General features: G+C 71.4%; 8 protein-coding genes. 6 read left to right on the top strand and 2 right to left on the bottom strand.

The annotated features are described in order from the left end of the window. Positions 1-101 precede the first annotated feature (101 nt). Positions 102-914 carry a ParA family protein gene (locus tag AB0N73_RS14570; protein WP_363564729.1) on the bottom strand — a complete coding sequence of 271 codons (813 nt, stop codon included), beginning with the start codon at positions 912-914 and terminating at the stop codon, positions 102-104. 102 nt (positions 915-1,016) lie between these two features. Here AB0N73_RS14570 and AB0N73_RS14565 point away from each other — a divergent pair, with 102 nt between their 5' ends. From AB0N73_RS14565 to AB0N73_RS14555, 3 genes are read left to right on the top strand one after another with little or no spacing between them, the layout of a single operon-like run. Then, complete coding sequence (locus tag AB0N73_RS14565) at positions 1,017-4,424, top strand: pyruvate carboxylase (RefSeq protein WP_363564727.1); 3,408 nt, start codon at positions 1,017-1,019, stop codon at positions 4,422-4,424. 50 nt (positions 4,425-4,474) lie between these two features. After that, positions 4,475-6,133, top strand: a complete 1,659-nt coding sequence (locus tag AB0N73_RS14560; RefSeq protein WP_363564725.1) for a MinD/ParA family protein — start codon at positions 4,475-4,477, stop codon at positions 6,131-6,133. Next, positions 6,130-6,621, top strand: a complete 492-nt coding sequence (locus AB0N73_RS14555) for a peptide deformylase (RefSeq protein WP_363564723.1) — start codon at positions 6,130-6,132, stop codon at positions 6,619-6,621. The genes AB0N73_RS14560 and AB0N73_RS14555 overlap by 4 nt, the downstream gene beginning before the upstream one ends. A 69-nt stretch (positions 6,622-6,690) precedes the next feature. Here AB0N73_RS14555 and AB0N73_RS14550 read toward each other — a convergent pair whose 3' ends face one another. Further along, positions 6,691-8,523, bottom strand: coding sequence for an AMP-dependent synthetase/ligase (locus AB0N73_RS14550; protein ID WP_363564721.1), 1,833 nt, complete (start codon positions 8,521-8,523; stop codon positions 6,691-6,693). A 172-nt stretch (positions 8,524-8,695) separates the two neighbouring features. On the opposite strand from AB0N73_RS14550, the gene AB0N73_RS14545 reads away from it, so the two are divergent. From AB0N73_RS14545 to AB0N73_RS14535, 3 genes are read left to right on the top strand one after another with little or no spacing between them, the layout of a single operon-like run. Beyond that, a complete protein-coding gene (locus tag AB0N73_RS14545) occupies positions 8,696-9,646 on the top strand; it encodes an ROK family glucokinase (protein ID WP_363564719.1) in 951 nt (316 codons plus the stop codon). A gap of 2 nt (positions 9,647-9,648) precedes the next feature. Continuing rightward, positions 9,649-10,383, top strand: a complete 735-nt coding sequence (locus tag AB0N73_RS14540; RefSeq protein WP_363564717.1) for a lysophospholipid acyltransferase family protein — start codon at positions 9,649-9,651, stop codon at positions 10,381-10,383. A 4-nt stretch (positions 10,384-10,387) separates the two neighbouring features. Next, positions 10,388-11,725, top strand: a complete 1,338-nt coding sequence (locus AB0N73_RS14535) for a class II 3-deoxy-7-phosphoheptulonate synthase (protein WP_363564715.1) — start codon at positions 10,388-10,390, stop codon at positions 11,723-11,725. Positions 11,726-11,788 lie beyond the last annotated feature (63 nt).

Genomic DNA, 11,788 nt, shown 5'->3' with positions numbered 1-11,788 from the left:
GACACAGTGGGTTAAACCCACGGTCTCGGCGCGAAAGTGCTGTCTCGCGGGTCCAGAGTCCGGGTCCGGGCCGCATGGTGGTGGCGGCCGGAGGAGGGGGCTCAGGAGGCGGGGGAGTCCTCGGGGAGGGGGATGCGGCCGGTGCGCATGATGCGGTCCAGCAGCGCGTCGAAGTCGGCGGCGAGCTCCTGAGCCGAGTCGCCGGGCCAGATGTGGAGCGGCTTGGCGGCACCCTGGGCCTGCTGCAGCGACGTGCGCTCGGGCAGCTGGGGCGAGAGCACCAGCGGGCCGAACATGTCGCGCAGCTCCTTGATGCGGAACTGGTGCTCGATCGACTGCGGGCGCACGCGGTTCACCACGATGCCGAGCGGCTGCAGGCGCGGCGAGAGACCGCGGCGGATCTCCTCGATCGCACGCAGCGCACGGTCGGCGGCGGCGACCGAGAACAGGCCGGGCTCGGTGATGACGATGACGCGGTCGCTCGCGGCCCAGGCGGTGCGCGTGAGCGCGTTGAGCGACGGCGCGCAGTCGATGAGGACGAGGTCGTAGTCGGCCTCGACGGTGGCGAGGGCCTCCTCGAGCTTCCACACGTCGCGGACGCTGGGATGCGGCCCGTCGAAGTTGATGGCGGAGGGGCTGCCGATCATGACGTCGATCGTTCCGGGGTGGACCTTGGTCCATCCGCTGGAGGTGATGGCCTGTCGGACCACCTTGTCCTTGGGGTTGGCCAGGACATCGGCGACGTTGAGCCGGCCGGCCACCTGGATATCCATCCCGGTCGAGACATCGGACTGCGGGTCGAGGTCGACGACGAGCGTGCGCACACCACGGGCAAACGCGGCGGACGCGAGACCGAGGGTCACAGTCGTCTTGCCGACGCCTCCCTTGAGCGAACTGACGGAAAGGACGTGCACAAGGGTCCACGTTACCGTCCTCTAGGCTGTGAGCACACTCAACGCTGTGTGTTCGGCGTATCTGCGCCGTCTCACCCGCCTCATGACGGATGCGAGGTCCCCGTGTTCCGGAAGATCCTGGTCGCCAATCGTGGCGAGATCGCGATTCGCGCGTTCCGCGCCGCGTACGAGGTCGGTGCCCGCACCGTCGCCGTCTATCCCTACGAGGATCGGTTCTCTCTGCACCGTCTGAAGGCGGATGAGGCGTACCAGATCGGCGAGAAGGGGCATCCCGTCCGGGCCTATCTCGACGTCGACGAGATCATCCGCGTCGCCAAAGAGAGCGGCGCGGACGCCATCTACCCGGGCTACGGCTTCCTGTCGGAGAACCCCGACCTGGCCGCACGCGCCGCGGAGAACGGCATCACCTTCATCGGGCCGCCCGCGGCGGTGCTCGAGATGGCCGGCAACAAGGTCACCGCCAAGGACCACGCCATCGCGGCCGGGGTCCCGGTGCTCCGCTCGACGCCCGCATCCGACGACATCGACGTCCTCCTCGCGCAGGCCCCCGAGATCGGCTTCCCCATCTTCGCGAAGGCCGTCGCCGGCGGCGGCGGACGCGGGATGCGTCGGGTCGAGTCGCTGGGCGAGCTCGCTCCGGCGCTGGCCGAGGCCATGCGCGAGGCGCAGAGCGCGTTCGGCGACCCGCGGATGTTCCTCGAGCAGGCTGTCCAGCGCCCCCGCCACATCGAAGTTCAGATCCTCGCCGACGGTCAGGGCGAGACGGTCCACCTGTTCGAGCGCGACTGCTCGGTGCAGCGCCGGCACCAGAAGGTCGTCGAGATCGCGCCCGCGCCGAACCTCGACGATGCGGTCCGCGCTGATCTCCACCGCCACGCCATCGCCTTCGCGCGCTCCATCGGGTACCAGAACGCGGGAACGGTCGAGTTCCTGCTCGAGACGGCCGGGGAGCGCACGGGGGAGTTCGTCTTCATCGAGATGAACCCGCGCATCCAGGTCGAGCACACCGTGACCGAGGAGGTGACGGATGTCGACCTCGTGCAGTCGCAGATGCGGATCGCCGCCGGTGCCACGCTCGCGGAGCTGGGACTCGAGCAGTCCCACATCCGGCTGCGCGGCGCGGCCCTGCAGTGCCGGCTCACGACCGAGGACCCGACCCAGGGCTTCCGCCCCGACACCGGGAAGATCACGACCTACCGTTCGCCGGGCGGCGCCGGCATCCGCCTGGACGGCGGGACGACGGCCGCCGGATCGCAGATCAGCCCCCACTTCGACTCGATGCTCGCCAAGCTCACCTGCCGCGGGCGGGACTTCCCCGCGGCCGTCGCGCGTGCGCGCCGGGCCCTCGCCGAGTTCCGCATCCGCGGGGTCTCGACCAACATCCCGTTCCTGCAGGCGGTGCTGGACGATCCCGCCTTCATCGCCGGCGACCTCAGCACCTCGTTCATCGACGAGCGCCCCGAGCTGCTCCGCGGGCGCGAGTCGAAGGACCGCGGCTCGAAGATCCTCAACTGGCTCGTGGACGTCACCGTCAACAAGCCGAACGGGGAGAATCCGGTCACGGTCGATCCGCGCGTGAAGCTCCCCGCGCTCGATCTGGCCGCACCGGCGCCCGCCGGATCCCGCCAACGTCTGCAGGAGCTCGGACCGGCGGGCTTCGCCGCCGACCTGCGGGCGCAGACGGCCCTGGCGGTCACCGACACGACCTTCCGCGACGCCCACCAGTCGCTGCTCGCGACGCGGGTGCGCACGAAGGACCTCCTGACGGTCGCCCCCTACGTGGCCCGCCTCACGCCGCAGCTGCTGTCGGTCGAGGCCTGGGGCGGCGCGACCTACGACGTGGCGCTGCGGTTCCTGGGGGAGGACCCATGGGAGCGGCTCGACGCCCTGCGCGCGGCGCTGCCCAACGTCGCAATCCAGATGCTCCTGCGCGGCCGCAACACGGTCGGGTACACGCCGTACCCCACGGCGGTCACGGACGCCTTCATCTCGGAAGCGGCCACGAGCGGCGTCGACATCTTCCGCATCTTCGATGCGCTCAACGACGTGTCGCAGATGCGACCCGCGATCGACGCGGTCCTCGGCACCGGCACCGCGGTCGCGGAGGCTGCGCTCTGCTACACCGGCGACCTGCTGAACCCGGCGGAGGATCTCTACACGCTCGACTACTACCTGCGCCTGGCCGATCAGATGGTCGAGGCGGGCGCGCACGTGCTCGGCATCAAGGACATGGCCGGGCTCCTGCGCCCGGCGGCCGGAGCGAAGCTCGTCACGGCGCTGCGAGACCGCTTCGACGTGCCGGTCCACGTGCACACCCACGACACCGCCGGCGGTCAGCTGGCCACGCTCCTGGCGGTCAGCGCGGCCGGCGCGGACGCGGTGGATGCGGCCGCCGCCCCCATGTCGGGCACCACCAGCCAGCCGTCGTTGTCGGCCCTCGTCGCCGCCCTCGCGCACACCGAGCGCGACACCGGCATCGCTCTGCAGGCGGTGGCCGACCTCGAGCCGTACTGGGAGGCCGTCCGGCAGCTGTACCGGCCGTTCGAGTCGGGACTGGCCGGGCCCACCGGGCGCGTGTACCGGCACGAGATCCCCGGCGGACAGCTCTCGAACCTGCGCCAGCAGGCCATCGCGCTCGGGCTGGCGGAGGACTTCGAGCTCATCGAGGACATGTACGCCGCGGCCAACGACATCCTGGGTCGCGTGCCGAAGGTCACCCCCTCGTCCAAGGTGGTCGGCGACCTCGCGCTGCACCTCGCCGCCGTCCGTGCCGATCCGGCCGACTTCGCCGAGAACCCGCATCGCTACGACATCCCCGATTCGGTCGTGGGCTTCATGGCGGGCGAGCTGGGCGACCTGCCGGGCGGATGGCCGGAGCCGTTCCGCAGCAAGGTCCTCGCCGGCCGAGATGTGCGTCCGGGCGTCGCGGAACTCTCGGCAGCCGATGCCGCGGCCCTCGACGCGGATGCGGCCACGCGCCGCGAGGCGCTCAACAGGCTGCTGTTCCCCGGGCCCACCAAGACCTACCACGACGTGCGCGAGACGTACGGCGACCTGTCGGTGCTCGACACCCCGGACTACCTCTACGGGCTGATGCCGGGCGCGGAGCACGTGGTCGAGATCGAGCGCGGCGTGCAGCTGTGGGTCGGGCTCGAGGCCATCGGCGAAGCCGACGACAAGGGCATGCGGACGGTCATGACGACCCTCAACGGCCAGCTGCGCCCGGTCTTCGTGCGCGATCGCAGCATCGACGTGCAGAGCGCGCCGGCCGAGAAGGCCGACACCTCTCAGGCAGGACAGATCGCCGCCCCGTTCTCGGGCGTCGTGACCCTCAAGACCGCCGTCGGCGACACCGTGCGCGCCGGCGAGGCGGTGGCCTCGATCGAGGCGATGAAGATGGAGGCGGCCATCACCAGCCCGGTCGACGGCGTCGTGGAACGCCTCGCGATCGGGGCGACGCAGCAGGTGGAGGCCGGCGACCTTTTGGTCGTCGTGCGCACCGCGCATTAGCCTGGGGCGGGCGCCGGCGGACCGGCGACCCGTTGGGAGCACTGAGAACCATGCCTGATCGCGATGATCAGAATCCGGAGAACGACGACGACATCCTGGACCAGCCGGTCAGCGTCGACGCTTCGGACATCGACATTCTGGGCACCCAGACCGCACAGGTCACGGTGTCCTTCCCGGTCGACGAACCGGACGACGACCTCGTGGACGACGATGACATCGTCGCCGACGAGACCCCTCTTCTCGAGCCGGTGATCGTGGCCACGATCGACGGCACGGGCGAGATCCCGCGCGCCGTCGTCGACGACCTCGACGTCGAGGACGTGGAGATCGTCGAGCCCGAGCCCGAGCCCGAGCCCGAGCCCGAGCCCGAGAACGTTCCCGAGCCGGTGCGCGTCGCCGAGCGGACGTTCGAGCCGGAGCCCGCGCCGGAGCCCGCCGCCGCGACGGCCGGCCCCGCGGTCGACGAGCGCCTCGATGCGCGCCGCCGGGCGGATGAGGCCGCGGCCGCACTCCGCGCCGCGGTGAACGCCGCCGTGCGCGAGCCCGCCGCCCCGGCCGAGCCCGCCGCCCCGGCCGCGACCGTCTCCCCAGCCCCGTCACCCCTCCCGGAGGCCGCCGTGCCCGCATCCACCCCCGACGCCCCCGCCGAGACACCGCGGCCGGCCGCCGAGCCCTCCGCCGGCATCGTGCCGCTCGAGTCGTCGCCGGCGCCCGTCACGCTCGCTGCGCGCCGCGTGGGTGCCCGCGAGGCCGAGCGAGAGACGTCGGACCTGCTCACCGCCGACCGGCTGCTGAACACCGACCGCCTGCCCCGCACCGAGCCGGAGGGGATGTGGCCGCACCTGCTCTACGCCATCACCGGCGGGCGGGTGCGCCTGGCCGACAGCCGCCGCGCGCGGGAGCGCAAAGACCTCGACGCCCGGATCGCGGCGCCCCTCGGCGGCGGCGCTCGGTTCGTCGCCGTCCTCTCGCGCAAGGGCGGGGTCGGCAAGACCACCGTCACCGCGCTGCTCGGCATGGCCCTCGCCGACGCGCGCGACGACCGGGTCATCGCGCTCGACGCCAACCCCGACCGGGGCACCCTCGCCGAGCGGGTGGGCCGGCCCAGCGGCAAGACGGTGCGCGATCTGACGGGCACCCGCGCGCAGGTCCACGGGTTCACCGAGATCTCCGGCATCGTCGCCCGCGACGACACCCGCCTCGACGTGCTGGCCTCCGACGCCGACCCGCGGATCTCGGAGGCGTTCGACGACTCCGACTACCGCGACGTCGCCGCGATCGCCGCGCACTACTACTCGATCGTGCTCACCGACACCGGTACCGGCATCGTCCACTCGGTCATGGATGCGACCCTCGACGCGGCCGACTCGCTCGTCATCGTGTCGGGCCTCAGCGTCGACGAGGCGCGACTCGCGTCCGAGACGCTCACCTGGCTCGAGACGAACGGCTACACCGAGCTCGCGCGCTCGGCGACCGTCGTGCTGAACGCCTCCCGGCCCGGCGCGCCGCTCGTGCGCCAGGAGCAGCTCGAGGAGCACTTCCGCAGTCGCGTGCGCACCGTGGTGCGCGTGCCCTACGACCCGAGCATCGCGGCGGGCAGCGCCATCCGGTTCCGCGACCTGCAGCCGGCGACCCGGCTGGCGGCGCGCGAGCTGGCGGCCGTGGCGGTCGAGGCGCTCCGTACCCCGCGGACCGCGGGCGCCGCATGACCGTCCGGGCCATCCGCCTGTTCGGCGACCCCGTGCTGAAGAGCCCCACCGCGACGATCGACACGATCGACGACGGCGTCCGGGCGCTCGTGCGCGACCTGCTCGACACGGTGGAGCTGCCGGGGCGCGCGGGCGTCGCCGCCACCCAGATCGGTGTCGGCCTCCGGGCGTTCAGCTACAACATCGACGGCGACATCGGGTACATCCTCAATCCCGTCCTCGTCGAGGTGTCGGGGGAGCCGGTGCCGACCGGCGAAGGATGCCTCTCGGTGCCCGGGCTCTGGCACGACGTGATGCGGTATCCGCACGCCAAGGCCGTCGGGATCGACCTCGACGGCGCCGAGGTCGTGCTGGAGGGCGACGGGCTGCTCGCGCAGGCGCTGCAGCACGAGACCGACCACCTGGACGGGCTCCTGTACCTCGACCGGCTCGACAAGCCCACGCGGCGCATCGCTCTCCGCGAGGTGCGCGAGAGCGACTGGTTCTGACACGACGCAGCTGACGACGAGGCCCCCGCATCCTGTCCCGGATGCGGGGGCCTCGTCCGTGCGCGCAGGTCAGGACAGCGAGATGTTCGCCGTGTTCTCGGGAACGCTGTAGAGCTCGGTGACCTGGTCGGCGAAGTCCGTCATGATCACGTTGCGCTTGATCGACATCTTGGGCGTCAGGTGGCCGCTCGCCTCGGTCCACTCGGTGTCGAGGATGGTGAACTTGCGGATCGACTCGGCGCGGGAGACGCCTGCGTTGGCCCGGTCGATCGCCCGCTGCACCTCGGCGCGGACGGCCGGGTCCTGCGCCGCCTGCCCGAGGGTCAGGGTGGCGGGGCGGCCGTTGTTCTCCAGCCACGTCGGCAGCATCTCGGGGTCGAGGGTGACCAGCGCCGAGATGAACGGCTTCTGGTCGCCGACGACGACCACCTGCGCGACGATCGGGTTGGCGCGGATGGGGTCCTCGAGCGCCGCCGGAGCCACGTTCTTGCCGCCGGCGGTGACGATGATCTCCTTCTTGCGTCCCGTGATCGTCAGGTAGCCGTCCGCGTCGAGCGTGCCGATGTCGCCGGTGCGGAACCAGTCGCCGTCGAACGCCTCGGCGGTCGCCTCCGGGTTGCGCCAGTACTCGCGGAACACGTTGTTGCCGCGCACCTCGATCTCGCCGTCCTCGGCGAGGCGGATGCCGACGCCCGGGAGCGCGGGACCCACGGTGCCGATCTTCGACCGGGTGGCGAGGTTCACGGTCGCCGGGGCGGTGGTCTCGGTGAGTCCGTAGCCCTCGAGGATGTGCACCCCGAGGCTGTGGAAGAAGTGGCCCAGCCGCGGGCCCAGCGGGGCCGACCCCGACACGGCGTAGCGGATGTTGCCGCCCATGGCCTCGCGCAGCTTGCTGTAGACGAGCTTGTCGAAGAGCGCGAACTTGATCTTCATCCCCAGCGGGATGCGCTTGCCGTCCTGCAGGTACGCGGAGTGGTCGATCGCGGTCTGCGCGGCGGTGCGGAAGATCTTGCCCTTGCCGCCGGCCTCGGCCTTCTGCTCGGCCGAGTTGTACACCTTCTCGAACACCCGGGGGACGGCCAGGAGGAACGACGGACGGAACGACCCGAGGGCCGCGAGCAGCTGCTTGGTGTCCGGCTGGTGCCCGGTCTTGACGCCCGCGTGCACGTTCAGGATGGAGATGAAGCGCGCGAAGACGTGCGCCGTGGTGATGAAGAGCACGGTCGACGCGCCCGGCATCTCGACGACCTCCTTGAGCGCGACGGCGGAGTTGCGCGAGAGCTCCACGAAGTTGCCGTGGGTGAGCACGCAGCCCTTGGGGCGCCCCGTGGAGCCCGACGTGTAGATGAGGGTCGCGATGTCGTCGGAGTTGGCGAGGCGGCGTCGGCGCTCGACCTCGTCGTCGGCGACGGCGGACCCCGCGGTGATCATGGTGTCGAGATCGCCCGCGTGCATCTGCCACGACGAGCGCACCAGCGGCACGTTCTCGCGGATCTCGGCGAGGCGCTCCGCGTGCTCGGCGGACTCCACGATGACGGCGACGGCGCCGGAGTCGGAGAGGATCCACTCGATCTGGCTCGGCGAGCTGGTCTCGTAGATCGGCACCATGACGGCACCGGCGTAGAACAGGGCGAAATCGACCAGGCTCCAGTCGTACGTCGTGCGGGCGAGGAAGCCGACCTTGTCGCCGGGCTCCACCCCCGCCGAGATGAAGCCCTTGGCCAGGGCGACGACCTGCCGCTGGAACTCGGCGGCCGTCACATCCCGCCAGGTGTCTCCGTCCGGCACCGCGAACAGTGCCCGGTCGGGGGTCGCGGCGACCCTGTCGACCAGAAGGTCGGAGACGTTGGCGTGCGCGTCGGCAGGGACGACGGCGGGTACTACGAACTCTGTGGCGCTCATGTCGGCAGCTCCTTCGGTACCGTACGGGTGGCTATGAGACGCAAGTCTACGCATGCATGGAACTGAGTCCCACCCGCCCGGCGCGCGGCGCGAGTTCTCCCGGCGTCGCGGGCCGGCCCCCGGACGCTCCGGCACTAAGCTCTTGGAGGCTGACGACGCGAAGGGACGACACGTGCTCGCTGTGGGTATCGACATCGGCGGAACCAAGATCGCCGGAGGGATCGTCGACGAGAACGGCGCGATCCTGCGGCAACTGCGGGTGCCGACCCCGACGGACGTCTCGCAGATCGAGAGCGCCGTCGCCGCGATGGTCATCGACCTCGCGGCGGGAGAGCAGGTGGTCGCCGGCGTCGCCGCGGCCGGCTTCATCGACCGCGAGCGCTCCACCGTCTACTTCGCGCCCAACATCGCATGGCGCGACGAACCGCTGCGGGAGCGCCTCGAGGCGTCCACCGGCATCCCCGTCCTCATCGAGAACGACGCGAACGCCGCCGGGTGGGCCGAGTACCGCTACGGCGCGGGGGAGAACCTGCGCGACGTGGTCATGCTGACCCTCGGCACCGGCGTCGGCGGCGCGATCGTCGTGGGCGGCGCGCTGCTCGCCGGCGGCTACGGCGCCGCGGCCGAGCTCGGACACATGCGCCTGGTCCCGGGCGGACGCACCTGCGGCTGCGGTCAGCGCGGCTGCCTCGAGGTCTACGGATCGGGGCGCGCCCTCCAGCAGGAGGCGGCCGAGATCGCGACGGACGCGGCGTTCGGCATCGGCGCCGGCCTCGCCGCGGCATCGCGCACCGGCGAGGGACTGACGGGTCACGCCATCTCGGCGCTCGTGCAGCAGGGCGACCCGGGCGCCCTCGAGGCACTGCGACGGATCGCCGTGGCCATCGGCACGGCGTGCGGCAGCTTCGCCGCCATCCTCGACCCCGAGCGCTTCGTGATCGGCGGCGGCGTGTCGCAGCTCGGCGAGGTGCTGCTCGGACCGATGCGCGAGGCGTTCGTGGCCGCGTCGCCGGCGTACGGGTCGCGCCCGATGGCGGATTTCGCGGTGGCGCGACTGACCAACGATGCCGGCGTCATCGGCGTGGCCGATCTCGCACGCCGCCGGGCCGCCGCGGGGGCCTGACGATGTTCTACTGGCTCATGAAGTACATCGTGATCGGACCGATCGTGAAGGCGATCTTCCGGCCGTGGACCGTGGGCCGTCGCAACATCCCCGCCGAGGGCGCCGCGATCCTGGCGAGCAACCACCTCTCGTTCGCCGACTCGATCTTCCTGCCCCTCATGATCGACCGGCGCATGTCGTTCCTCGCCAAGAGCGATTACTTCACCGGGCGGGGCCTGCGCGGGTGGGCCACGCGCATCTTCTTCAAGGCGACGGGTCAGATCCCCATCGACCGTTCCGGGGGGAAGGCGTCGGAGGCCTCGCTCAACACCGGTCTGCAGGTTCTGGGCCGCGGCGACCTGCTCGGCATCTACCCCGAGGGCACGCGCAGCCCGGACGGCCGGCTGTACCGCGGGCGCACCGGCATCGCGCGGATGGCGCTCGAGGCCCGGGTGCCGGTGGTTCCGGTGGTGATGGTCGACACCGACACGGTGATGCCGATCGGGCAGCGGCTTCCGCGCATCGGACGCGTCGGGATCGTCATCGGGGAGCCGCTCGACTTCTCGCGCTTCGCGGGCATGGAGGGCGACCGGTACGTCCTGCGCTCGGTCACCGACGAGATCATGGTCGCGCTGCAGCGGCTGGGCGCCCAGCAGTACGACGACATCTACGCATCGTCGGCCAAGGAGCGCATCGCGGCCCGGGCCGGAGGCACCGTAACGACGGCGCCGGAGGACCCCGCGCCCTCGCTAGACTGACGGGATGCTCCAGACCCCTGACGCGCTCGACGAATGGCGGACCCTGCCCATCAAGCAGCAGCCCCAGTATGCCGACGCGGATGCTGTCGCCGCCGTCTCCGCCGAGCTGGCCACGCTGCCCCCGCTCGTCTTCGCCGGCGAGGTCGACCGACTGAAGGATCGCCTCGCGCGCGCCGCGGACGGCCGTGCGTTCCTGCTGCAGGGCGGCGACTGCGCCGAGACCTACGCCGGCGCCACCGCCGAGCAGATCCGCAACCGCATCAAGACCGTGCTGCAGATGGCCGTCGTGCTCACCTACGGCGCGTCGATGCCCGTCGTCAAGATGGGCCGCATGGCGGGCCAGTTCGCCAAGCCGCGCTCGAGCGACACCGAGACCCGGGGCGACGTGACGCTGCCGGCCTACCGTGGCGACATCGTCAACGGATACGACTTCACCGAGGCGTCCCGCCAGCCCGACCCGCAGCGCCTGCTCAAGGGCTACCACACGGCCGCATCCACGTTGAACCTGGTGCGCGCGTTCACGCAGGGCGGCTTCGCCGACCTCCGCGAGGTGCACAGCTGGAACAAGGGCTTCGCCTCGAACCCCGCCAACCAGCGGTACGAGGGTCTCGCCAACGAGATCGACCGCGCCATCAAGTTCATGGAGGCGGCGGGCGCCGACTTCGACGAGCTGCGCCACGTCGAGTTCTACACGGGCCACGAGGGCCTGCTGATGGACTACGAGCGGCCGTTGACCCGCATCGACTCGCGCACCGGCACCCCGTACAACACCTCGGCTCACTTCCTGTGGGTGGGCGAGCGCACGCGCGACCTCGACGGCGCGCACATCGACTACTTCTCGAAGATCCGCAACCCCATCGGGGTCAAGCTCGGGCCGTCCACGACGCCCGAGACCGCGCTGGCGCTGCTCGACAAGCTCGACCCCGAGCGCGAGCCCGGTCGCATCACCTTCATCACGCGGATGGGGGCGGGCAAGATCCGCGACGCCCTGCCGCCGCTGCTCGAAGCGGTCAAGGACGCCGGCGCCAAGCCGCTGTGGGTCACCGACCCGATGCACGGCAACGGCATCACCACGCCCACCGGCTACAAGACGCGCCGCTTCGACGACGTCGTGGATGAGGTCCGCGGATTCTTCGAGGCGCACCGCGCCGTCGGCACCCACCCGGGCGGCATCCACGTCGAGCTCACGGGCGACGACGTGACCGAGTGCCTGGGCGGCTCCGAGATGATCGACGAGGCCAGCCTGGCGACCCGCTACGAGTCGCTGTGCGACCCGCGCCTGAACCACATGCAGAGCCTCGAGCTGGCCTTCCTCGTGGCCGAGGAGCTCGAGAAGCGCTGACGCGTCGCCCCACCGCACGTCGCCGCATCCGTCTGACGGGTGCGGCGACGTCGTTTCGCGGTG

The organism is Microbacterium sp. NPDC089189 (assembly GCF_040685095.1).
GTDB lineage: Bacteria > Actinomycetota > Actinomycetes > Actinomycetales > Microbacteriaceae > Microbacterium.
Note: the sequence above shows the minus strand (reverse complement) of the source record. Positions and strands in the feature narration are given on the sequence as shown.

What these genes read in the sequence shown, in the direction of transcription:
- AB0N73_RS14560 (WP_363564725.1), top strand. Translation starts at nt 4,475, where the DNA reads ATGCCTGATCGCGATGATCAGAATCCGGAGAACGACGACGACATCCTG.
- AB0N73_RS14555 (WP_363564723.1), top strand. Translation starts at nt 6,130, where the DNA reads ATGACCGTCCGGGCCATCCGCCTGTTCGGCGACCCCGTGCTGAAGAGC.
- AB0N73_RS14550 (WP_363564721.1), bottom strand. Translation starts at nt 8,523, where the DNA reads ATGAGCGCCACAGAGTTCGTAGTACCCGCCGTCGTCCCTGCCGACGCG.
- AB0N73_RS14540 (WP_363564717.1), top strand. Translation starts at nt 9,649, where the DNA reads ATGTTCTACTGGCTCATGAAGTACATCGTGATCGGACCGATCGTGAAG.
- AB0N73_RS14535 (WP_363564715.1), top strand. Translation starts at nt 10,388, where the DNA reads ATGCTCCAGACCCCTGACGCGCTCGACGAATGGCGGACCCTGCCCATC.